The 21,646-nt window shown below is 58.7% G+C and carries 22 protein-coding genes and 2 tRNA genes; 2 read left to right on the top strand and 22 right to left on the bottom strand.

Going from position 1 to position 21,646, the window contains the following annotated elements; all coding sequences use genetic code 11:
• Positions 1 to 3: 3 nt before the first annotated feature.
• The gene (gene moaC, locus RBQ93_RS00625; RefSeq protein WP_320370062.1) at positions 4 to 492 is read left to right on the top strand and encodes a cyclic pyranopterin monophosphate synthase MoaC; all 489 of its coding nucleotides are present in this window, start codon (positions 4 to 6) and stop codon (positions 490 to 492) included.
• Between the two features lie 23 nt (positions 493 to 515).
• Positions 516 to 1,031, top strand: coding sequence for an O-acetyl-ADP-ribose deacetylase (locus RBQ93_RS00620; RefSeq protein ID WP_320370061.1), 516 nt, complete (start codon positions 516 to 518; stop codon positions 1,029 to 1,031).
• Positions 1,032 to 1,052: 21 nt separating this feature from the next.
• Here the strand turns inward: RBQ93_RS00620 and RBQ93_RS00615 are convergent, their stop codons facing one another.
• The 22 genes from RBQ93_RS00615 to RBQ93_RS00510 form a co-directional block, all read right to left on the bottom strand.
• Positions 1,053 to 1,601 (bottom strand): DUF456 domain-containing protein, encoded by a 549-nt coding sequence (locus tag RBQ93_RS00615; protein WP_320370060.1) that lies wholly within the window; start codon positions 1,599 to 1,601, stop codon positions 1,053 to 1,055.
• A complete protein-coding gene (locus tag RBQ93_RS00610; RefSeq protein WP_320370059.1) occupies positions 1,564 to 2,118 on the bottom strand; it encodes a helix-turn-helix domain-containing protein in 555 nt (184 codons plus the stop codon). Before RBQ93_RS00610 ends, RBQ93_RS00615 begins: the two co-directional genes overlap by 38 nt.
• Positions 2,105 to 3,052, bottom strand: a complete 948-nt coding sequence (locus RBQ93_RS00605; RefSeq protein WP_320370058.1) for a P-loop NTPase — start codon at positions 3,050 to 3,052, stop codon at positions 2,105 to 2,107. Before RBQ93_RS00605 ends, RBQ93_RS00610 begins: the two co-directional genes overlap by 14 nt.
• A gap of 423 nt (positions 3,053 to 3,475) precedes the next feature.
• The gene (locus RBQ93_RS00600) at positions 3,476 to 4,411 is read right to left on the bottom strand and encodes a 3'-5' exonuclease (RefSeq protein ID WP_320370057.1); all 936 of its coding nucleotides are present in this window, start codon (positions 4,409 to 4,411) and stop codon (positions 3,476 to 3,478) included.
• Positions 4,408 to 5,022, bottom strand: coding sequence for a GNAT family N-acetyltransferase (locus tag RBQ93_RS00595; RefSeq protein WP_320370056.1), 615 nt, complete (start codon positions 5,020 to 5,022; stop codon positions 4,408 to 4,410). Before RBQ93_RS00595 ends, RBQ93_RS00600 begins: the two co-directional genes overlap by 4 nt.
• On the bottom strand, positions 5,022 to 6,155 hold the full coding sequence (locus tag RBQ93_RS00590) for an MFS transporter (protein ID WP_413818344.1): 1,134 nt from the start codon (positions 6,153 to 6,155) through the stop codon (positions 5,022 to 5,024). Before RBQ93_RS00590 ends, RBQ93_RS00595 begins: the two co-directional genes overlap by 1 nt.
• A 168-nt stretch (positions 6,156 to 6,323) precedes the next feature.
• A tRNA-Glu gene (locus RBQ93_RS00585) sits at positions 6,324 to 6,401 on the bottom strand.
• 5 nt (positions 6,402 to 6,406) lie between these two features.
• A tRNA-Lys gene (locus RBQ93_RS00580) sits at positions 6,407 to 6,482 on the bottom strand.
• 66 nt (positions 6,483 to 6,548) lie between these two features.
• Positions 6,549 to 7,841 (bottom strand): adenylosuccinate synthase, encoded by a 1,293-nt coding sequence (locus RBQ93_RS00575; RefSeq protein WP_320370054.1) that lies wholly within the window; start codon positions 7,839 to 7,841, stop codon positions 6,549 to 6,551.
• Positions 7,842 to 7,846: 5 nt separating this feature from the next.
• Positions 7,847 to 9,151 carry an ATP phosphoribosyltransferase regulatory subunit gene (locus RBQ93_RS00570; RefSeq protein ID WP_320370053.1) on the bottom strand — a complete coding sequence of 435 codons (1,305 nt, stop codon included), beginning with the start codon at positions 9,149 to 9,151 and terminating at the stop codon, positions 7,847 to 7,849.
• A gap of 123 nt (positions 9,152 to 9,274) precedes the next feature.
• Positions 9,275 to 9,634, bottom strand: coding sequence for a DUF5615 family PIN-like protein (locus RBQ93_RS00565; protein ID WP_320370052.1), 360 nt, complete (start codon positions 9,632 to 9,634; stop codon positions 9,275 to 9,277).
• Entirely contained in the window at positions 9,624 to 9,848 is a 225-nt protein-coding gene (locus RBQ93_RS00560; protein ID WP_320370051.1) for a DUF433 domain-containing protein, read from the bottom strand. The genes RBQ93_RS00565 and RBQ93_RS00560 overlap by 11 nt, the downstream gene beginning before the upstream one ends.
• Positions 9,849 to 9,969: 121 nt before the next feature.
• Positions 9,970 to 11,520, bottom strand: coding sequence for a VCBS repeat-containing protein (locus tag RBQ93_RS00555; protein ID WP_320370050.1), 1,551 nt, complete (start codon positions 11,518 to 11,520; stop codon positions 9,970 to 9,972).
• Between the two features lie 134 nt (positions 11,521 to 11,654).
• Positions 11,655 to 13,010, bottom strand: a complete 1,356-nt coding sequence (locus RBQ93_RS00550; RefSeq protein ID WP_320370049.1) for a hypothetical protein — start codon at positions 13,008 to 13,010, stop codon at positions 11,655 to 11,657.
• Positions 13,011 to 13,286: 276 nt separating this feature from the next.
• Positions 13,287 to 13,541 (bottom strand): Txe/YoeB family addiction module toxin, encoded by a 255-nt coding sequence (locus RBQ93_RS00545; RefSeq protein WP_320370048.1) that lies wholly within the window; start codon positions 13,539 to 13,541, stop codon positions 13,287 to 13,289.
• The gene (locus RBQ93_RS00540; protein ID WP_320370047.1) at positions 13,538 to 13,792 is read right to left on the bottom strand and encodes a type II toxin-antitoxin system prevent-host-death family antitoxin; all 255 of its coding nucleotides are present in this window, start codon (positions 13,790 to 13,792) and stop codon (positions 13,538 to 13,540) included. The genes RBQ93_RS00545 and RBQ93_RS00540 overlap by 4 nt, the downstream gene beginning before the upstream one ends.
• Before the next feature lie 161 nt (positions 13,793 to 13,953).
• Positions 13,954 to 14,190 (bottom strand): DUF433 domain-containing protein, encoded by a 237-nt coding sequence (locus RBQ93_RS00535; protein WP_320370046.1) that lies wholly within the window; start codon positions 14,188 to 14,190, stop codon positions 13,954 to 13,956.
• Positions 14,187 to 14,546 (bottom strand): DUF5615 family PIN-like protein, encoded by a 360-nt coding sequence (locus tag RBQ93_RS00530; RefSeq protein ID WP_320370045.1) that lies wholly within the window; start codon positions 14,544 to 14,546, stop codon positions 14,187 to 14,189. The genes RBQ93_RS00535 and RBQ93_RS00530 overlap by 4 nt, the downstream gene beginning before the upstream one ends.
• 1 nt (position 14,547) lies before the next feature.
• Positions 14,548 to 14,952: a methylmalonyl-CoA epimerase gene (gene mce, locus RBQ93_RS00525; protein ID WP_320370044.1), complete on the bottom strand. Its 405-nt coding sequence runs from the start codon at positions 14,950 to 14,952 to the stop codon at positions 14,548 to 14,550.
• A 258-nt stretch (positions 14,953 to 15,210) separates the two neighbouring features.
• Positions 15,211 to 16,179, bottom strand: coding sequence for a methylmalonyl Co-A mutase-associated GTPase MeaB (gene meaB / locus RBQ93_RS00520; protein ID WP_320370043.1), 969 nt, complete (start codon positions 16,177 to 16,179; stop codon positions 15,211 to 15,213).
• 177 nt (positions 16,180 to 16,356) lie between these two features.
• Positions 16,357 to 18,495: a methylmalonyl-CoA mutase gene (scpA, locus tag RBQ93_RS00515; protein WP_320370042.1), complete on the bottom strand. Its 2,139-nt coding sequence runs from the start codon at positions 18,493 to 18,495 to the stop codon at positions 16,357 to 16,359.
• A 241-nt stretch (positions 18,496 to 18,736) separates the two neighbouring features.
• Positions 18,737 to 21,637, bottom strand: coding sequence for a biotin/lipoyl-containing protein (locus RBQ93_RS00510; RefSeq protein ID WP_320370041.1), 2,901 nt, complete (start codon positions 21,635 to 21,637; stop codon positions 18,737 to 18,739).
• Positions 21,638 to 21,646: the final 9 nt, after the last annotated feature.

Here is a 21,646-nt window from a genome sequence, read left to right as displayed (position 1 = left end):
TCCATGCAATTCAATCATTTCGATGCCCAGGGCCAGGCCATCATGGTGGATGTCAGCTCCAAGCAACCGACCCTGCGCACCGCCGTTGCTGAGGCGCTGGTGCAGTTATCACCCGAACTGGCTCAACGCATCGCTGCAGGCGGCAGCGCCAAGGGAGACGTGCTGGGAGTGGCTCGCCTGGCTGGTATCGCAGCGGTCAAAAAGACCCCCGATCTGATTCCGTTGTCGCACCCTCTGGCAATCCACCATGCCGCCATCGAGTTCATGCTGGATACCGCCAGCGGCAGAATGCAGATTCAATGCACCGTGCGGGCCTTTGAGCGGACCGGCGTAGAGATGGAGGCCATGACCGGGGCCAGCGTGGCGGCCCTGACGGTCTACGACATGGTCAAGGGGGCTGATAAGAGCGTTGCAATCGGCGGTGTGTGGCTGCTGTTCAAGGAAGGCGGCAAGAGCGGCACCTATCGCCGTGAGGGAGTGGCAGGCAGGTAGCCTGTCGCTGGAGAGGAACAACCATGGCTGCCCAGATAGAGATCATCCAGGGAGACATCACCACCCTGGACGTTGATGCCATCGTCAATGCTGCCAACAACAGCCTGCTGGGCGGCGGTGGGGTGGACGGCGCTATCCATCATGCCGCCGGACCACAGTTGCTGGCCGAGTGCCGCACCCTGGGCGGCTGTGCCACCGGCGATGCCAAACTGACCAAGGGTTACAACCTGCCAGCCCGCTTTGTAATCCATACCGTCGGGCCGGTCTGGCACGGCGGCAACCGGGGCGAACCGGAATTGCTGCAGAGTGCCTACCGACGCTGCTTTGATCTGGCGCGGGAGCAGGGCATCACAAGCATCGCCTTTCCGGCCATCAGTTGCGGCGTCTACGGCTATCCGCTGCAGGATGCCGCCCAGATCGCCCTTACGGCCGCTCGTGAGGCTGCTGACAGTGAGAATTTTAAACGGATCATCCTGGTGCAGTTCTCCGAACAGGCACTGCAGGTCTACCAGCAGACCGCGCAATCATTGGGCATCTAAGACAGCGTCCCCAGCTGGCTGCTACAACAGCCGTACCACCAGAAAAATACCGATCATGGCGATGCCGATGGCCAGCTTACCGGCCACCCCCACCGCCAGACCGACCACCGTACCCAGCCCCACGCGGCCAGCCTGGCCCAGGCTGCGCAACTCCAACAACTCACCGACCACGGCACCAATGAACGGACCCAGCACGATCCCCGGCAGACCAAGCATCAGCCCCAACAGGCCGCCCACGGCGGCTCCGACCAGGGCCTTGCGTGAGGCGCCAAACCGCTTGGCTCCCACCAGCGAGGCCACAAACTCCACCAGATAGCTCAGGGCAGCCAACACACCCAGGGCCAGCAGCGTCCAGAGCCCGACATAGGTGAACCCTTCGGCCCAGGCGGCGCAGACCAGACCGGCAAACAACAGCGGCGCACCGGGCAGCGCCGGCAGCACCATGCCGGCCAGGCCACTCAGGCACAACACAAAGGCCAGTATCCACAGCACGATCACCTGCTCCACGCCATCTCCTTTCTGCACCGCACTCTCACGAGCCGCACCCACGGTGGCTCGCGGTCCACTCACGATAGCGCTGCAGGTAGTCGTTGAGTACCCGCTGGCTCTCCAGACCGAGAAAGCGGCTGTACTCTATCAGGTAACTGCGCAGATAGACCTCGGCCGGAAACGAACCAAAGGCCTCGGCCTCAATATCCTCAAGAAAGCGCGGTTGGATACGGGTCACCGCAAAGATCGCCTGCAGATCAACCCCGAGCCGTTCCCGAATCATCTTGAGCGCCGCACCATCAAAACAGCCGACCTGGGCCAACCAGTCCCGCAACTCTGGGTCCGGCTCCGTCCTGACCACGGTCGCCGCCATTGCCTTGTTCTTTTCACGCAGGGCATTCAGCTTCTCAAAGGCACGATCCAGGCGCTGCAGATAATCTGCCAGCAACTCCTGGGAAAAATCATCATGCAAGGCGCTGATCTCGATCGAATCACCGGCATACAGCGTCTTTAGGTAGCGGTAACGCCGCCTGATCTGATCCAGGCTGGCCTCTGGCGACAGCTCCATCAGTTCGAAGTACTGGTTAGATTCTTCCATCCAACAGATCCTCCGGCACGTTGAACGGCGTGTCGTGAACGATGTTGTCCGTCACCTGGCGCACCTCTTTGACCACCGGTGAGAGACGGTTGAACAACATAAACGGCTGCTTGTCGTTGATGTTCTTCTGCACTGCCGGATCGTAACTGATCGGGCCCACATACTGCACCCGCAGCCCCAGAAAATTGACGCAGACGTGCTTCAGGTTCTCACCGGTCATAATATCCTTTGAACTGCGCACCTCGTTCAGGATCAACTGCACCACAAAGCCGGACATTTCACGGTCGAAAATGTCGGCGATGCGCCCTGAACCTGATCGCAGATGGCTGATCAGATCCTTCAAACTACGGATGTTGTGGGTGGCGCGCTCTTTCCAGGTATCCTGTACCAGGCCGGTCAGGTCGTAGGCCTTGAAGATCGCCTTCAGCTTGCGATAGTAAACACTCTTGATGAACTGATACATGTTTTCAATGGCGGTGATCTCCGGAACGGTCACCACCACCATCTTGTCGGCCAAAAGAAAGGTATCGAGGGTGGTCAGGTGGGTGCCGCCCCCCAGGTCGATCAGGATATGATCGGCCTCCAGGGCGCGGATGTGGCGAAACAGCTTTTGTTTCTGCGCATAGTTGATGCTCTCCGACTCAAGGGAGCCGAGCGAGCCGGTGATCAGCTGCAGGTTGGCGACACCGGTGTGGGCCAGCAGATCCTGCAGGGGCCGTTTTTTCTCAAAGAAATCGGTTAACGAACAGCGCGGCCTGATCAGGCCAAAGAAGTTGTGCAGATTGGCCCCGCCCAGATCGGCATCCAACAGGATGGTCCGCTTGCCCTGTAACGCCAGACAGGACGCCATGCTGCTGCTGAGGAAACTCTTGCCGGTTCCCCCCTTGCCGCCCCCCACCGCCCAGATGGTGGTATGCTGCGCAGAATCTGCCATCACACCCCTGTTTCCTGCATAGTAGTTACGTCGCACAGTATGGCAGCAAATGCAAGTCAAACGAAACCGATGCTGGCCGCCACGAGGGCTGTCAGCAAAACAGGAGAGGCCCGCACGTGATGTGCGGGCCCCGGGTTTTAAGCGAATCTTGGTACCATTTGCATGGTAATCAGGCCAGGCGACTGGCCTCAGGTTACAGGCTTATGTGAGTTGCAAGCCAGGCGGCGTATCCTCCATAAAAACCTCCTGTGTTCAAAACCATTACCAACGGTAACTGCTCTTCTGATCTGATTTAAGGTAGCGCTACCTTTGAATTCATCATAGCTACCTGAGCCCAAAAAAACAGGCTGTTTTTTATTTTTTTGCCGGCGTATAGTAATCAACTGTTGCTCAGCCAACAACGCCTCCCCGCAGTCCTGCTACCTATCCCTCCCTGGCCGAAAAGCGGTCCAGCGGTCCAACCCGTCGCACGTCAATACCCGTGGCCCCGCCCTGCGGATAGACCTGTGCCGTTAAAAATGCCAGCTCCGCTTGTTCCTGCTCCTCAGCAACGCTGATCCACCAGCACTTGGGCGTACTGCCGCTGCCGTCGCTCCAGCGATAACCGCGCTGTTTGAGCAACTCCTTCTTGTCAAAGGGGGCCCCTACGGCGTAGATCCGGCTACTGGCGGCGGCGCTGGCCTCCAGCACAACTTTGAAGACCGGCTGCCCGCTCTGCGGCAGCTGTTCCAACAACAGACCCAGCACCCCTTCGGCGTCATCCAGGGCACGGTGAGCGTTGATGCACCAGCCGAATTTGAACAACAGGTACTCCAGCGAACGGGCCGGCAGCCGTTCTGCCTGCCAGTCGATCTGGGTCACGGTGCATCCCCAGGGAACGTCCGCAAAACAAGGAAAGCGCTTTTCTACAAAGGGCCGGTCAAAGGCAGCGTTGTGGGCAATCACCAGGCTGGCCTGTGCGGCAAGCTCATGCACGGCAGCATCATCGAAACGCTGACCACGCAGCATTTCGTCGGTGATGCCGGTAATCTCCACAATCTCCCTGGCCAGTGGCAGACCTGGGTCCTCGAAACCGTTGTACCGCTGCGTGATCCCGATGATCTCGGCCGTGTCGGGATCATAGGCAAAGGCCACGATACCCAGTTCAATCACCTGATCGTTGGCCTGATCAAGCCCGGTGGTCTCGGTATCCAGACAGAGGGCGATGCGGCTGCCGGCACACTGCTTATGGCTGAAGCGGTGATCACGATCCAGATTGATCTTGCGCAGCACCTGATACTCACCGGTGGCATGCAGGCCGGCAATGGCAATCTCTGCCTCCAGCTGATTGTACGGATAGCTCGGTTTGCTTTTTTTCATGACTGTCCATCCCTCCGCAAACATCCCTCTGGTGCCAGGCAGGCCTTGTGCCAGAACTCCAGTTGCTTGCTACTGACCTGGCCATCCAGTTCCTGCCAGGGGACCTTCGCCATTACCCCGTTCATCAGGCTATAGCCGTGTCGCCGGCAAAAGCGCTCGATCGGCACAAACCCGACCGGGCGTGACGGGTGAGCCTCCGGTCTGACCACCGTGGCCAGACAATACTGACTGAAGCGGCCCTCCTCTCCCACCAGCTGCTCCAGCCTGGCCAGCAGGCGGGAGCCCCAGCCCAGATTGCGGTAATCCGCTTGCAACAACAGCTCGCCGATGTAGTAGAACTGTTCCGGCGCCAGCCCTGCGTTACGAAATGGCGCCACGAACGCCTCCGACTCCTGTGCCAGCGGCATGCCGGTAATGGCGCCCGCAACCCGCCCGGCATCCAGCGCCAGCAGCACCAATCCCTGGTCGGCATAACCGCTCAGGTAACGCCGTTCGTCCTCAAGCTGGCCGTCATACAGGTAGGGATATTCCCGAAAGATGTTCAGACGCAGACCGGCCAACTGATCCAGATAGTCCAGCACCTGCGTCCCCTTCAGTTCAAGGATCGTCATCACGCCACCACCTTTGCTGCCGGGCTGTCCGGCAACCGGATAAACTGGGCCAGGATCAGCGATACGCCACCCAAAACAGCCCCTAACAGAAACGGTATCCGGTAATCCAGCATCCAGAGATAGCCCCCCAGGGCCGGCAGAAAGACGGCGGCGATATGATTGATGGTGAAGCCCACCGCCGAACTGGGCGCAATATCCTCGGGGTCGGCGATTTTCTGGAAGTAGGTGCGGATCGCCACCGCAAAATTGAACAGGATGTAGTCCAGGATATACATCCCAGCCACCACCCACTTGGAGGAGGCGTAGGCGTAGGTCAGAAAGACCACGATCACCCCTGCATATTCGAGCGTACAGAGGGTCCGTTCGCCAAAGGCATTGATCGAGCGGCCGATCAGCGGGTTTATCAGCCAGTTGATCAGGTTGTTGATGATAAACAACACCGTGATGGCCTGTACCGAGAAATGAAACACCTTCACCAGCAGGAACATCGAGAAGACCATGTAGATCTGGCGCCGGGCGCCTGACATGAAGGTCAGGGCGTAGTAGAGCCAGTAGCGTCGCTTGAGAAACATCCGCAGCTTCTGCGGCGGCACATCCCGGTGGCTGGGATCCTGCACAGAGGCCCACAGACCGGCCAGAGCAACCACACCGCCCACCACCAGAAACATGCCGGCGTAGTCCAGCACAAACCCCAGACACCAGATGACTGCAGCGGCAACGATGCTGGTGATGGCTGCCAGACTGCGCAGCTTGCCCATCACCAGCGGCGACTGGTGGGTGGAGAAATACTGCAGGGTCAGCGACTGGTTAACGGTCTCGTAGTAATGAAAGCCGAAACTCATCAGCAGGGTGGTCAGGGCAACGCCACTAAAACTGGGGAACAGGCCGGTCATGGCCACCCCCACCCCCAGCAGCACAACCGACAGGGCCGCCAGGCGATGCTCACGAACGATCAGCATCACATAGATGGCGGTCAGGGCCAGGAAGCCGGGAATCTCGCGGATCGACTGGGTCAGGCCCACCTGAAAGCCCTCAAGATGCACCGTCTCCACCGCGAAGTTGTTGAACAGCATCGTGTAGCCCTGCATCCCGACCATCGATGCGGCGGTCAGCACGGCCAGAAAGCGGAACATCGATCGATTGGCATCATTTAGCACACGCTACCTCCTGCCTTACCTGCTAACCCCATATTGCCCTTTATCCATACCAAAGCCACCGGCTGACGACAACCCAAACAGAAAAGCCCTCGAATCTCTTCGAGGGCTTTTCTGTATCGCACCGGACTGGTCCGGATTATTGATTGGCGTCCCCTAGGGGATTTGAACCCCTGTCGCCGCCGTGAAAGGGCGGTGTCCTGGGCCGGGCTAGACGAAGGGGACGCATATGGTGAGCCGCGTTGGGATCGAACCAACGACCACCTGATTAAAAGTCAGGTGCTCTACCATCTGAGCTAGCGGCTCGCTCAAGGAATTTCGTTTTTACTATTCGAGCCGCCAGATGTCAATCTTTTTTTATACTATTTTTTATCAGGCTGCAAACGGGTTTTTCAGCTGCATGGTCTGGTCGCGCCGTGGGCCCACGGAGACCATCACAATCGGGCAGCCGGCCAGTTCTTCCAGCCGCTTGACATAGGCCTGGGCGTTGGCGGGCAGTTCCTCAAACGAGCGCACATCGCAGATGTCGGTCTGCCAGCCGGGCAGTTCCTCATAGACCGGCTCGCAATTCTCGAACACCTCAAGCTTGGCCGGCAGGGTTTCCAGCATCACGCCTTCATAGCGGTAGCCGGTGCAGACCTTGATGGTATCGAAACCAGATAGCACGTCCAGCTTGGTCAGGGCGATGCCGGTCAGGCCGTTGACCCGCACGCTGTAGCGGATCACCATGGCGTCGAACCAGCCGCAACGACGGGGACGACCGGTGGTGGCGCCAAACTCTCCCCCCACTTGACGCAGCTTCTCGCCGGTCTCGTCCAACAGCTCGGTGGGGAACGGCCCGCTGCCGACGCGAGTGACGTAGGCCTTGGAGATGCCGATCACCTCGTTGATGGCCCGCGGCGAGACGCCGGTACCGGTGGCGGCGCCGCCGGCACAGGTCGAAGAAGAGGTCACAAAGGGATAGGTGCCATGATCAACATCCAGCAACGTGCCCTGCGCCCCTTCAAACAACAACTTCTTGCCGGCCTTGAGCGACTTGTCAAGGGCCAGGGCGGTATCGGCCATGTACTTTTTCAGTATCTCGGCATGATCCTGGTAGCTGCGGTAGATGGCGTTATATTCCAACGGCTCCACACCCAGGCGTTCCAGGATGGCGTTTTTCTCTTCCAGGTTTTCTCGCAGCTTGCGGCTGAAGATCACCGGGTCCAGCAGGTCCATCAGACGGATACCACGACGACCGATCTTGTCCTCATAGCAGGGACCGATGCCCCGGCCGGTGGTACCGATCTTCTTATCACCGCTGTTGGCCTCGCGGGCGATATCGATCGCCTTGTGGTAGGGCATGATGATATGCAGCGATTCGGACAACAGCAACGTGCTGTCGTCCTGCAGGCGGCCGGCAGCCTGCAGCCGCTTGACCTCCATGATAAACACCTCGGGGTCCAGCACCACACCGTTGCCGATCACGCAGCGCTTGCCGGCATGCAGCACGCCGGAGGGGATCAGGTGCAACACCACCTTCTCGTCACCCACCACCAGGGTGTGCCCGGCGTTGTTGCCGCCCTGATAGCGCACGATCTCGTCGGCGTACTCGGTATAGATATCAACAACCTTGCCCTTGCCTTCATCGCCCCACTGGGCGCCTACCACCACCACATTAGCCATGCGTATCACTCCTGAAACAGGTCATGCTGGCGCAGAAAACCATCCTGCAGCAGCTGTTCTCTGGTTATTTTGGTCTGTTTTCCATCACTGCTGCGCACCAGCAGGCAGCCTACCTCGGGCTGATCGATCACCAGCATGCAGCGGATGCCGGTGGCGCGCGCATAGGCCAACGAACTCTCAAAATCCCGGCGAATGATATCCCGCGCCACACTGAAACCCTGTCCCCGCAGAGCGCGGGCGATGGCCAGTGCTTCCTGCCGGTCTGCGCGCTGGTTAAACAACAGCAGGTCCCGGCGCGGTTCGCCGCCACAGCCCGCTGCAGTTGCCTCCAGGGCCTGCACCAGCGGCAGCACGTTGCAGGTAAAGCCGGTGGCCGGCGCCGGCAGGCCGTAGCGGGCAGTCAGATCATCATAGCGGCCGCCGCTGAACAGCGCCTCGCCTACACCCGGAGCAAACCCCTCAAAGGTAAGACCGGTGTGGTAATCCAGACCACGGGTCTCCCCCAGGTCGATGGTCAGGTAGCGGGTCACGCCGTGCAGTTCCAGAATCGCCACCACCTCGTGCAGGTTGTGCAGCGCCCGGCAGGAGACCTCATTCTTCACCACCCGCAGCGCATCCTCCAGCACCTCGCGGCCGCCGAACAGGCGTGGCAGGGCCAGCAGCTCCTGACGACTCTGCTCCGGCACCGGATGGACAGCCAGCAGTGCGGCCACCGCCGAGGCATCCTTGCGGGCAACCGCCGCCTGCATCTGCTGCAGCGGCTCACCGGTCAGGCCGCTGGCCTCGAACACGCCTCGGCAAAAGGCCACCTGGCCCAGATCAACCGTAAACTCGGCAATCCCCAGACCCTGCATCAGCTCCACCGCCATGGCCACCATCTCGGCATCGGCCTCCGGCGAATCCAGCCCGATCAGTTCAACCCCGGCCTGAAAGATCTCACGGCTGCGGCCCGACTGCAACTCGGCATGGCGCAACACCCGACCACTGTAACAGATGCGGTGCGGCAGTGGCCTGCCCCGCAGACGGGTGGCCACTATCCGGGCAATCTGGGGCGTAATATCGGGCGGAATGGCCAGCATACGGCCCGACTGCCAGTCATCAAAGCGGAAGGTACGACTGCGCAAGCCCTCGCCCATACCACTGGCAAGCACCTCTTCAAATTCCAGCGCCGGCGGCATAATGCGCTGAAAGCCCCACTGTCCGGCCACTTGCAGCAACTGCCCCTCAATGGCGGCAATGGTGGCTGCCCGGGCCGGCAGGTAATCGGCCACGCCACGAGGCAGGCCGGTATAATCCGGTAATGTATTCAATCCTGTAACCTTACGTGATTACTGTTTGTCCAGCCAGCTATCCCACACACAAAAGCCGGAGGAGTATGCCATATCCCCCGGCCGGTGTCAAAACAAAGGCCTCTTGGTTTACCTGAAACCTAGCTATAAAATATCGCGCGTTCGTATCTTTTTTGGCGTAATAACGGTAAACCGTTCCACAGCACCTGTTTCGTAGTTATGCAGCACCATCCTGAGCGCCCGGACAATTTCTCGCAACTCATGGTGCGCATAACGAAGATACAAAATGCTTACGCCCTTTTGACCGTGCGCAAACACCCATTCACCAAAATCACTATCCTCGGTCAAGAGCAACGCCTTACGTTCCGATGCGCGCTCAAGCACGCTTTTATCGCTTATACCGGGACACTCACGGACAACAGCATACAGATCAAATCCATCCTCGATCAAGGCTGTAACAATCCTGAAGTCCACGCTCTCATCTGCGACGATACTACGAGACAAGCAGCTCCTCCCGGCCAACCACATCAGCAGAGTAGGCCAACGCAGCCATGATGTCCTCGCGCTTAAGATGCGGATAGGCCAGCAGCAAATCTTCGGTGGAGGCGCCATCTCCCAGCTTGGTCAGCAACAGCTCTACCGTTATACGGGTCCCCTTTACAATCGGCTTACCCAGCATAATATCTGGATCTGCCTCGATTCTTTCGCGATATCCCATCTGCACACCTCGTCCTCGACAGCATTTGTATCACTATGCCACAGGCACCACCCTGGCTCAACGACAAAAAAGGCGGCACCAAACGGTGCCGCCTTTCAATTTACGGACTACAGCACAAGGCCTACTCCACCTTTTTGATCTGCAGGGCCGAGGCCCCCTTAACGCGGGTCAGCACGTCCTCGCGCTGGGTCAACTGCAGCAACAGCAGTTCACTCTTCTTTTCATCAAACCAGAAATCCGGCATGTAGCTCTGGGTATCCTTGGTGCGCCAGACCTCTTCCAGGGCCGCGCCGTTCCAGTACAGGCTGTAGACCGCCCCTTTTTTGTACATGCGGGCATTGCCGATCACAAAGAAGCCCTCGTTCTTGCCCACCAGTATTTCCTGATTGGCGGTCACCTGGATACGCTGGTTGATGAAGTACCAACGGTGGCTATCGCCATGGGTCCGCATCCGGTCCAGGTCCTCCACCTGATAGTACAGCTCGGATCCGCCAAAGGCGTCGTTGCTGCGCCAGATCTCCTTCAGCTCCTTATCGTACACCACCAGATAGTTATCTTCATGGAACACCACCGTCATCAGCTCACCGTTCTGATTCTTAAACTGGTTAAAGCTGTGGATAGTGCCGAAGCGGGGCATTGCAATCTTGGCCTGCTTGACGACCTTCTTGCCCTGCAGCTTGGCCTCATGCACATCGCCGTAGTACTGCTGCTCGCCGCGGCCCTGCTCCTGCAGATACAGCTTGGGGGCGCCACCGGCCAGAGCGATCACCCTAAAGAAGTAGGGCAGTTTTTCGGCCAGCTTCACCAGGCGCTTGTTCTTCAGCTCCCACACCTGCGACTCCAGCTCGCCCTGGCTGATGATAGTTACATACAGTTCAGCCGTTCCGTTGGCATCGCTGTCGATGTAATCCAGGCCGATCACCTTCTGATCACCCTTCAGGCCAAAACCGGTAAAGGGCCGGTTATCGCCCTGCCAGAGGGCGGCCACCGACTGGTTCTGGGCCATGAACAGCATGCGACGACCGTCACTGCCCAGCGGACCGGGGGTCAGCAGGTTATACATGCCATCCAGCCGCTTGATCTCGCCGCTCTTGGGCGCGCCGCGGTAAAATGCCTGGGGCCGGATCACATCCCCCTGCGGCGCCCGCTGCAGGTCACCGGATTGCACCGGCTGGGCCGGACGGACGATATCGTCCGATTGGGGACGGGGCTGCACCACCGGCAACGCAATCGGCGCTGCGACCGGCGCAGCCACGGGCAGGCGGTGGACGCTGCCTGTCTCCACCTTTTTCAGCAGGTCTGCCGACAGTTTTTCAGCCAGGGAGCCCACCGCGCCAAACAGCGCCTCCTGGCCCCCTTCGCCCTGCACAAAGCTGCGGCTAACGGTCTGACCGCCTGCGGTGCGGGCAAAGGCATCCAGGTTATACTGTTTGCCGATGGTCAGGTAGGTGCCGCCCACCACCACCTCTGCCTCAGCCGGGCTACTCACGGTCAGCAACCGGTCGCTGTTCAGCCGCGAGGCCAGTAGCGCCTGCAGTGCCGACTTGGTGTCATCCTTGGCCGCCACACCCACGGCGTTAAACTCACCCACATAGACCCGCAGCGGCCCGGCAGCCAGGGCCGGCAGCGCACTCACCAGCAGCATCAGCAGCATCAGTAGCAGTCGTTTCACAGTCCCTCCATCACGCGAGTAAAGCGAATAAAAAGTCGCCAGAGTATGCCATAACGCCCAACGGCTGTCAAAGGCGCAAAAAAGGCGGCACGGTAAACCGTGCCGCCCTTCAAGTACTACTTCTTCAGCCTGGATTAGAAGCTGTAGTAGGCGCCAGCGCGGATGGTGTACGGATCAGCGGGGTCATTACCATTTGCAAGCTTATAGGCACTACCCAGTTTCACGTAGGCTGCCTGGGCCTTGAGCGTCAGGTTGGGGTACAGCTTGTAACCCACCTCAACGTTAGCCTCGGCACCCAGAATATCACTGCCATTGACATTACCAGAAGAGGTATGACCATAATTATAGTCAGAGGCAGGCAACCAAGCCATACCGATGTTGCCGTTGGCGTACAGCTTCTCGGTCAGGTTGGCATTGTAGCCCGCATGCAGCAGGGCGATGTTGGTGATCGGCTTGCGCAGGTAGTTGTCGTTGGAGGTGCCACCCATGGAGGTGTTGCGCACCAGCAGCATCATGCCGGACTCGTTGTATGAGTTCTGAGCAGCAGTTGCACCATTTGAGGTAGCTACGTTGCTGCTCAGGGTCTGCCAGCCATGGTTGCTGCTAGCCTTGTCAGAGTTATCGCCAGAGGTGAACAGGAAGCCGGTGCGGGCCAGACCGTTGCCCAGCTTCATCTTGGCCAGCACGTTGGCAGCCCAGCCATGATAGTTGGCCTTAGTGGCGCCATTATGGAAATAACCTTTCTGCATCGCCACAAAGGTAGAGAGATCCAGGGCCCCCATCTTGGTTGCACCAAACAGACCCAGGGTATTTACTCGCTTGCTACTGGTTGCCGTTGCATCGTCACGGTTCAGGTAGTAGGACATACCGACCTTGGTGTCCTTGTTGAAGGCGTAGGTGTTTTCGAGAGCATACAGATCGGCAGAAACATTGCCTTTATAGCTATCTGCAACGGCCAAGGTATCTTCATCATTAAAACGGCTGTAGCCCAGACCCAGGGTGTAGCCACCACGCTTGTAGGTCACGCGGGCCATCGGCAGGTCAGCATCGGCATACAGGCCACCAAAGGTGTCCTTGAACAGCTGTTGTCCGATCTTGGCATTCAGGTTCTTGCCCAGGTTGAAGTCCAGGTAGGCATAGCGCACCACCAGGTTGTCGCCGTCGGTATCGATGTCGCCACCACCGCCAGCAGCGTTGTTCTCAACACCCCACCAGGTTTGGAACTCGACCTGGGTAACCAACTTTAGGTCGTCGCTGGCCTTGGCGGTGTAGTTAATGCGGGTCCGCTGATCGGTGAAGTTGTTGGACTTGGTGTTTTCTTGAGTAAGCGCCACGTTGCCGTTGGCGTTGCCGTCGATGTTGGACAGGTAGGTCTTGGCAACAAAGGTGCCGTTGAAGTTGTGCTCGAAGGCCATGGCGGGCAGGGCCGTCACGGCGGTCAGGGCGCCGGCTGCGGCGATGGTCAGCATCTGCTTCTGAAACTTGGTCATGCGGTGTTCCTCCATTCTGTGGTGTATGTACTGCCAATCAAATGAAAGTGCTTTCTCATGCGGTACAACGTGGATCCAGAACCTGAAGCTCTCATCACCACCTTTCGCCGAGATTTTACCTGCAACTACAACCACTTACAAACACGCATCAATATATTCAACTAGTTATATGTTCTATTAATTGCCGCAAAAATACCATAAATCAAACAAGTGTCAAGCATTAAAACCACCGCCACCCCGCATTAAGCGGGCGCTTAAGAACCATGACCCGTCTTTTTAATAGTGATAGCGGCAAGCGATCACCAGCACTTCCTGATCAACAATCTGGTAGACAAGCCGATGTTCACGGTCGATCCGCCGCGACCAGCAGCCGGCAAGCTGGTGTTTGAGCGGCTCAGGTTTACCCGTGCCGGCAAAGGGGCTGCGGGTTATCTCATCCAGCAGGGCCAAGATACGCTCGGCGCGTTTGCGGTCGTTGGCCAGCCACCAGCGCAGGTCATCAAGCGCGTGGGGCGTGAACGATACCTTCACTTCAGGGCATCCTCAAGGGACACCAGCTGCCCCTGTCGCGCCTGGGCCAGCGATTCCGTCAAATGGGCTGCGTTGGCACGCGAGGCAAGCAGGTAGTCGGTTTCAAGAAATGATTCGTAATCTTCCTGACTGATGATCACGATATTTTCACCACGGCGTCGGGTCACCACCAACGGCTCATGGTCGTTGCAGACCTGATCCATCACCGCCTTCAGATTTTCCCGCGCCTCGCTATAGCTGAGTGCTCGCATATAACGCCTCCTATTGTACTTATTTTTGTACAATAGTGACTTTACGCCTGTCCGTCAAGCCTTTCAGTGGGCATGGCCCACACCTGCACACTGGCACAGCTCGGTCAGTACACTGCCGGAGCTCTTGGGATGCACAAAGACCGTTTGACTATTATGCAAAATCAAACCGCATATACCTCTTCACGAGAGACGCTGCGTGCCGAGTAAAACAGGGCTGCACGAATATCATCCTCTTTCAAAAACGGATAATCTTCCAGTAGTTCAGGCACTGTTTCGCCAGCCGCCAATTTTTCCACGATCAGTTCAACTGGCATACGCGTCCCTTTGATCACCGGCTTACCGATCATAACCTCTGGATCGCACACGATCCGTTTAAGCAGCCTGGCTGTGTTCATCATACATCCTCCAACGGTATAAACCGGATCCGTTTCCGGGCAATGGTTACAAAGTGGCCCCCAAACTTTTCCTGATACCTTAACAACATATTTTTCAGTATGGTTATTTTGACTCGCACGTTCTGATCTTCAATCCTGAAAAGCACGATACCACACGCAGCCTTTTTCTGGAAGTAAACCAGGTTTCCAAAATCCTTGTCGTTCGTTATGAGTATCCGCTGCTGCTGAACAGCCAAGGCCAGCAGCTCTTCGTCCTTCATCCGGCAGTCATATTCGGGAGCCCAGATCACATCATAGCCAGCTGAACGCAGAAACAAGATGATCCGTCTCTCGATATTCACATCGGCCAGAAATTTCACATTAATGCCCGCACTGGCACAACTCGGTCAACACGCCGCCTGAGCTCTTGGGATGCACAAAGGCGATCCGGCTGCCATGGGCGCCGTTTCTGGGCTGCTCGTCGATCATGCGGGCGCCGCACGTCTTCAGGTGCGCAATGGCTGCCTCGATATCAGCCACTTCGTAGGCGATGTGATGGATGCCAGGACCGTTCTTCTCCAGAAACTTGGCGATGGGGCTGTCCGGGCTGGTGGGTTCCAAGAGCTCAATCATAGACTCACCCACCTGCAACATAGCCACCCGCACCTTCTGTTCGGCCACCTCTTCGAACCCCTGAAGCGGCATGCTGAGCGCATCGCGATAAAAGGGGATACTGGCCTCCAAAGATTGCACGGCGATGCCGATATGGTTAATTTTTTGCAACATTTATAATTCCTTTCATGTTGAAACACGGAGGCACGAAAAGGCTTTTAACGCAAAGGGTATAAGGCAAGGCGCAGAGGCGCAAAGGAAACAAACCCATAACAAGGGTTAAACCTTTTCATGGTTTCTCGTTTTTGCTTTCCCCTATTTTCCCGTGCTTTTTTTTCATTTTTTGCTTTACCTCTGCGTCTTTGCGTCTTTGCTTTTCACCTTTGCGTTAAAACTTTGGGTTTGCTTTCCAGCAGTGTTCCCCTGGCGATTTTAACGTCTAAAAACATCCAGCAGCCGCCGTGAGGCCGCCGCCGGGGTGGTGATCCCCTGCGAGACCGCCTGCTGCAGTTGCGGAAAGATGCCCTTGACCTCCGGGTGCTCAAGAAAGAGGGTTTTCAGGTCATCCATCAACAGCGCCCACATCCAATCCACTGCCTGCCGCCTGCGGGTGTCGTCAAACTCGCCGGAGTCCTGCATGGCTGCACGAAAACGGCTCAGCATCTCCCATACCTCGGCCACCCCTTGGTGCTGCAGGGCGCTGACGCTCAGCACCGGTACGGTCCACTGTTTGCTCTTGGGCCGCAGGATATGCAGCGCATTTTGGTACTGACGCCGGGCCAGCTCGGTCTTCTGGTGGTCGAGGTCGGCCTTGTTGATGATGATTGCGTCGGCCAGCTCCATGACGCCCTTTTTGATCCCCTGCAGTTCGTCGCCTGCAGTGGCCAGTTGCAGCAGCATAAAAAAATCAACCATCGAGGCCACGGTGGTCTCGGACTGCCCGACCCCGACGGTCTCAACGATCACCACGTCATAGCCGGCTGCCTCGCAGAGCAACATGGTCTCGCGGGTGCGACGGGCCACCCCGCCCAGGGTCTCGCCGGCCGGCGAGGGACGGATAAAGGCCTTGGGGTTACGGGACAGCTCCTCCATGCGGGTCTTGTCACCCAGGATGCTGCCGCCGGTGATCTGGGAGGAGGGGTCCACCGCCAACACCGCCACCTTGTGTCCCTGGCTGGTCAGGTAGCTACCGAAGGCCTCGATGAAGGTGCTCTTGCCGACCCCCGGCACACCGGTGATACCGATCCGCAGCGAATTGCCGCTATAGGGCAGCAGCAGTTCCAACAGCTGTGCTGCCTGTTGGGCATGCTCGGGCTTTTTGCTCTCGATCAGGGTGATCCCCTTGCCGATGGCGCGGATGTTGCCGGAGCGGATATTTTCAGCCAGCGTGTGGAGTTCCATAATCCTCAATGTGAAACAAAGCAAAAAACATTAACGCAAAGGTTGTAAGGCAAGACGCAGAGGCGCAAAGAAAATCAATGCATAAAAGCGGATAAAACCATTTTTCCTGTTTTTCTCTGCGCCTTTGCGTCTTTGCTCCTTATCTTTGCGTTAAAACGCCTTTTATGGGCATTGCAGCTACTTCTTTCTGATCGCTGCCAGGGTCTCGCGGGCCGATTGGGTGATCGGGGTACCCGGTCCGAAGATGCACGCCGCGCCGGCCTGGTGCAGCTCGTCGTAATCCTGGCGCGGGATGACGCCGCCGCAGACCACGATGATGTCGTCGGCCCCCAGCTTTTTCAACTCGGCCACCAGTTGCGGCACCAGGGTCTTGTGGCCGGCCGCCAGACTGGAGACGCCGATCACATGCACGTCGTTCTCCACCGCCATCTTGGCGGTCTCTTCCGGGGTCTGGAACAGCGGTCCCATATCGACGTCGAAACCGACATCGGCAAAGGCGGTGGCGATCACCTTGGCGCCGCGGTCGTGGCCATCCTGGCCCATCTTGGCGATCAGGATGCGGGGGCGACGACCTTCATGCTCGGCAAAGGCATCGACCTCCTGCTTCAGGGCTGCAAACTCGTCATTGTCCTCGAACACTTTTCCATATACCCCCGAAACCAGTTTGATCTCAGCCTTGTGGCGACCGAATATCTTCTCCATAGCGTCGGACATCTCGCCCACCGACGCCCGCCTACGGGCCGCTTCGACACAGGCCTGCAGCAGGTTACCTTGGCCAGACTGGGCTACTGCGGTGAGGGCCGTCAACGCTGCCTGGCAGGCAGCCTCGTCCCGCTCGGCACGCAGTTTCTTCAGGCGGGCGACCTGGGCCTCACGCACGGCGGTGTTGTCGATATCCAAGACCTCGATCTGGGTCTCTTCCTTCAGCTTGTACTTATTGACCCCCACGATCACGTCCAGGCCGCGATCGATACGGGCCTGCTTGCGGGCCGCCGATTCCTCGATCTTCAGCTTGGGCATGCCGGATTCAATCGCCTTGGTCATACCGCCCAGGCTGTCGATCTCAGCGATCAGCTTGCGGCCTTCTTCGATCAGCGAGGCGGTCAGCGACTCCACATAGTAGGAACCGGCCAGCGGGTCCACCACCTTGGTGATGCCGGATTCTTCCTGAATCACCAGTTGGGTGTTGCGGGCGATGCGGGCCGAGTGGTCGGTGGGCAGGGCGATGGCCTCGTCCAGGGCGTTGGTGTGCAGCGACTGGGTGCCGCCCAGCACAGCGGCCATGGCCTCGATGGTGGTGCGGATCACGTTGTTGTACGGGTCCTGCTCGGTCAGGCTCCAGCCTGAGGTCTGACAGTGGGTACGCAGGGCCAACGACAGCGGGTTCTTGGGGTTGAACTGCGCCATCAGCTCGGCCCACAGGAAACGGGCTGCCCGCAGCTTGGCGATCTCCATGAAGAAGTTCATGCCGATGGCGAAGAAGAACGACAGCCGCGGTGCGAACTGATCCACCTCCAAGCCTTTGGCCAGGGCTGCCTTGACATACTCGATGCCGTCGGCCAGGGTGAAGGCCAGTTCCTGCACGTTGTTGGCCCCGGCCTCCTGGATATGGTAGCCGCTGATCGAGATCGAGTTGAACTTGGGCATGTGCTGGCTGGTGTACTCGATGATGTCGGCGATGATCCGCATCGAGGGGGCCGGCGGGTAGATGTAGGTGTTGCGCACCATGAACTCTTTGAGGATGTCGTTCTGGATGGTGCCGGCCAGCCGGTCCTGGGAGACGCCCTGCTCCTCGGCAGCCACGATGTAGAGCGCCAGGATCGGCAACACGGCGCCGTTCATGGTCATGGAGACCGAGACATCCCCCAGCGGGATATCCTTAAACAGCACCTCCATATCCAGGATCGAATCGATGGCCACACCTGCCTTGCCCACATCACCGACGACGCGGGGGTGGTCAGAGTCATAGCCACGGTGGGTGGCCAGGTCAAAGGCCACCGAGAGGCCCTGCTGTCCTGCAGCCAGGTTACGGCGGTAGAAGGCGTTGGACTCCTCGGCGGTGGAAAAGCCGGCGTACTGGCGCACGGTCCAGGGGCGTCCGGCGTACATGGTGGCCTTGGGGCCACGCAGGTAGGGCGCAAAGCCGGGCATGGTGTCGATGTTTTCCAACTGCTCCAGATCGGCCAGGGTGTAAAGCGGCTTGACCGCAATCCCTTCAGGGGTATCCCAGGTTAGCGGCGCCGTGGTCTCTTTTTTAATCTCCTTGGCGGCCAGCTTTTCCCAATCTTGCACGGTCTTTTTGTCAAAGGTTGCCATGGTTCATTACCTCGCTTGTAAGCAGTAAAGGCTCCAGACAGCGCATCTGGAGCCCTATAAACAATCCGTTAAAACCCAGAATACTGCCAATTAAGAGCCTTAACGCAAAGGGTGAAAGGCAAGGCGCTAAGACGCAAAGAAATTCAATAAAATCAACGAAGCAAAACCATTATTTCTGCTTTTCTTTGCGCCTTTGCGGCTTTGCTCTTCATCTTTGCGTTAAACGCATGTGGGCTTCTCCCTACAGCACGGCCTTCAGGTACTCAGCGGTGCAGTCCCGCTTGGCCTTTTCCAGCGCCTTGGGATCCACCTCGACAAACTTCTCGTCCGGGGTGATCTTGAACAACGGCTGGCCCTTCTGGACGATGGTGCCGTCGCCGCCTTCCATGATGATCTTGTCGATGGTGCCGGAGAAGGGGGCCCGGATGGTGTTGAACATCTTCATGACCTCGATGATGTACAGCGGCTGGTCCTTCTCGAAGTGCATCCCCTCGGTGACAAAGGCCGGCATGCCAGGGGCCTCCTGGCCGTAGTACATGCCACCGCAGACCGCCACGATCTCGTCGGCCTTGGTGGCCGGAGGCGGCACCAGCACCTTCTTCATACGGGCCTGCAGCTCCGGGTCGGTCAGGTAGTCGGGAATGGTCACTTCCAGGTCCTCTTCGACCTTCATATCCCAGAACTTGGTGTTGCCACCAATCAGGAACAGCATCCCCAGCAGCTCCATACCGGCCTCGTAGCCGTAATGGGAGGAACGGATCTGCTCCCAGGTCTCGGCGTCATAGCCGCCCTGGGGCTTCTCCTTTTGCAGGATGTCGTTGAGCTTGAAGTACTCCTCCCGCTCCAGACCGAACTGCTCACGCAGGGTCTTGTAGAAGTGCAATCCCTGAAGCAGCAGCTCGTTGTCGTGATCCCAGATGATCTCGGCCGCCGGCTTGTGGGGACGATGGTCCATATGCAGGTAGTCGTAGGTCTCTTTCAGCACGCCCAGCGGGTTGCGCAGCCAGACGACCCGACCTTTTTCGATCTTGAAGTTCTTGGTGTTGATCGAGAGCCAGCCGGCCAGCAGATGAGGATCATCCAGCAGACGCTGCATGGGCCGGGTGACCAGAGTCCCCTTGCGATCCAGCAGGCCGGACATGACCTTGAGCTGCTTGGCGAGCAGCTCCGGCTGATCGCCGAACTGCTCGCTGACCAGTTTGGCGTAGTGTTTCTTCATCTGGAAGAAGGCGTAGACCACATCCAGCTTGTTGGCCTCCTCTTTGAGGGTACCCACCAAGGTCAGGTAGGGGACCACAAAACGGGTGGTGGGCTTGGCCATCACGTTGCGGCCCAGAAACCAGTTGACCAGGCCGTAGTGGAACTCCAGATTGGTGGCCAGGGAGCTGCCCCGCAGGGTGGTGCTGCGCAACACCTCGGACAGTAGTTCGTAGCTGGCCAGACGGTCCTCGCCCTTGGTCAGCAGCAGGGCGATGTTGGAGTCGTAGGCGCCGGCCACCTTGTACTTCATAAACTGGTTGGTGTCGGGGTTCAGCATGCTGATCCCCTGGTCGTCCCGCACCTCACCCTTGATCGGCTTGGACCAGTAGCGGATCATACCGCCGGCGTGGGGCGAGAGGGAGGCATCGGTGGCGTTCAAACGGGCCTCCACCGAGGCGTTGAAACGCACGACCCGCTCCGGCTTGGGCAGGCGCTTTTTGTGGCGGGCCAGCAGGGCCATGGCCTCCACCAGCGACTCAACGATGAAGAAATCGTTTTTGTCCTTGGGGTTGGTGAACTTGAGCGAATAGCAGAGCTCGGTCACCCGGTGCTCCACCTGGATGCGGGTGTTGACCTCCATGAAGTAGTGGCGGTCGCGGTCCACGATGCACTCGAAGGTAGAGGCGGAATCCAGACCGACGGCCTGACCGAAGCGGGCCGACTCCTCTTCCATACGCTGCAGCACCTTCAGATCGCTCTCCAGCGCCTTGACTTCGGCCTTTTTACCGGCGGCCTTGGCCTTGGCAATGGCGGCCTGCAGGCCTTCCTGGGTAACCGAAACCTCCAGCAGCTTCTGCTCGTGCATCTGCAGGGAGCAATCGCGGCCGCCCAGGGAGACGCACCACTCGCCGTTGCCCAGCAGCTGAATCTCGTTGTGGCGGGTCTGCTCAATATTGAGTTCGATCAGGACGTTCTTGTTGTCGCCCACGCCGTTGGCCTTGACCTCCTGCAGCACCTCTCGCACCAAGGCCGGCGCCTCGGCGGCGGCCTTGGCGATCTGCTTCTCGTCGGCCTTCTTGACGGCCAACAGAGAGGCGCCCAGGATCCGCTGCCCCTTGCCGCCGCCACCGCCAATCGCCTTGATGCGGAATCGGCTCTGGGGGTGCTTGCGGAACAGTTCGGCCACCTCGGTCTCCACCTGGGCACACAGCTCCTCGATAGAGTAAAGGTCGATCCCCTTGGCATAGGAGGCCATCAGGATATGGTCGGCCAGGGCCTCCAACGGCAGCTTAGTGTCTTTCAGCACCTTCTCGTCGCAGACAAGCCCCTCGGACTTGACCAGGGCCAGCAGCTTCTCGCGGCTGGGATGCTTCTTGATCAGGGTACGGGCGGTGACGTTGTCGATGCCGGGGGTCACCGACACCCCAACCTGCAGGGCGGTCCGCTTGGCCTCGTCCTTCTTGCCAGCCCGGGCCTGGGTGGCGGCGCAGGGACCGATGAAGCTTACGCCCGCCTTTTCGATGGCGGCCACGAACTCCTCGTCCTCGGCCATGAAGCCGTAGCCGGCGAAGATCGAGTCGTAGCCGTTGTCCTTGGCGATCTGGATGATCTGATTGATCCGCTCGACCCGCTCTTCCTTGCTGGCGCCGCTGTAGTCCGGCACCCGGTGTACACGGCGGGAGTCGGTCAGCTGGCGCAGTTCGGGGGCCAGGGCGTTGGGATAGACGATGGAGTCTTTTTCAGACAGCAGGATGCCGTAGTGGCTGATCCCCATCTCATGATAGACGTCCATGGCCTCTTTGCGGATCGGGCCGCGGCAGACGATCAGCGGCTTCAAGTCTTCACAGGAGAAGGAACGAACCCACTCGGAGCTGGACTTTCCCAGACGGCGGTCCCGGTGGATCAGGGGATTGTGCAGGTAGTAATCTGAGGCGTGTGGCATGGGCTTATA

Origin of the sequence: Trichlorobacter sp. (genome assembly GCF_034008105.1) — a bacterium.
Lineage (GTDB): Bacteria > Desulfobacterota > Desulfuromonadia > Geobacterales > Pseudopelobacteraceae > Trichlorobacter.
This window is presented reverse-complemented; position numbering and strand designations above follow the sequence as displayed.

Bases quoted from the DNA above. Each gene is read 5' to 3' on its own strand.
- moaC (WP_320370062.1), top strand. From the start codon at position 4: ATGCAATTCAATCATTTCGATGCCCAGGGCCAGGCCATCATGGTGGAT.
- scpA (WP_320370042.1), bottom strand. From the start codon at position 18,495: ATGGCAACCTTTGACAAAAAGACCGTGCAAGATTGGGAAAAGCTGGCC.
- RBQ93_RS00600 (WP_320370057.1), bottom strand. From the start codon at position 4,411: ATGAAAAAAAGCAAACCGAGCTATCCGTACAATCAGCTGGAGGCAGAG.
- RBQ93_RS00620 (WP_320370061.1), top strand. From the start codon at position 516: ATGGCTGCCCAGATAGAGATCATCCAGGGAGACATCACCACCCTGGAC.
- RBQ93_RS00610 (WP_320370059.1), bottom strand. From the start codon at position 2,118: ATGGAAGAATCTAACCAGTACTTCGAACTGATGGAGCTGTCGCCAGAG.
- RBQ93_RS00595 (WP_320370056.1), bottom strand. From the start codon at position 5,022: ATGACGATCCTTGAACTGAAGGGGACGCAGGTGCTGGACTATCTGGAT.
- RBQ93_RS00535 (WP_320370046.1), bottom strand. From the start codon at position 14,190: ATGATGAACACAGCCAGGCTGCTTAAACGGATCGTGTGCGATCCAGAG.
- mce (WP_320370044.1), bottom strand. From the start codon at position 14,952: ATGTTGCAAAAAATTAACCATATCGGCATCGCCGTGCAATCTTTGGAG.
- meaB (WP_320370043.1), bottom strand. From the start codon at position 16,179: ATGGAACTCCACACGCTGGCTGAAAATATCCGCTCCGGCAACATCCGC.
- RBQ93_RS00575 (WP_320370054.1), bottom strand. From the start codon at position 7,841: ATGGCTAATGTGGTGGTGGTAGGCGCCCAGTGGGGCGATGAAGGCAAG.
- RBQ93_RS00605 (WP_320370058.1), bottom strand. From the start codon at position 3,052: ATGGCAGATTCTGCGCAGCATACCACCATCTGGGCGGTGGGGGGCGGC.
- RBQ93_RS00590 (WP_413818344.1), bottom strand. From the start codon at position 6,155: ATGTTCCGCTTTCTGGCCGTGCTGACCGCCGCATCGATGGTCGGGATG.
- RBQ93_RS00560 (WP_320370051.1), bottom strand. From the start codon at position 9,848: ATGGGATATCGCGAAAGAATCGAGGCAGATCCAGATATTATGCTGGGT.
- RBQ93_RS00550 (WP_320370049.1), bottom strand. From the start codon at position 13,010: ATGACCAAGTTTCAGAAGCAGATGCTGACCATCGCCGCAGCCGGCGCC.
- RBQ93_RS00510 (WP_320370041.1), bottom strand. From the start codon at position 21,637: ATGCCACACGCCTCAGATTACTACCTGCACAATCCCCTGATCCACCGG.
- RBQ93_RS00540 (WP_320370047.1), bottom strand. From the start codon at position 13,792: ATGCGAGCACTCAGCTATAGCGAGGCGCGGGAAAATCTGAAGGCGGTG.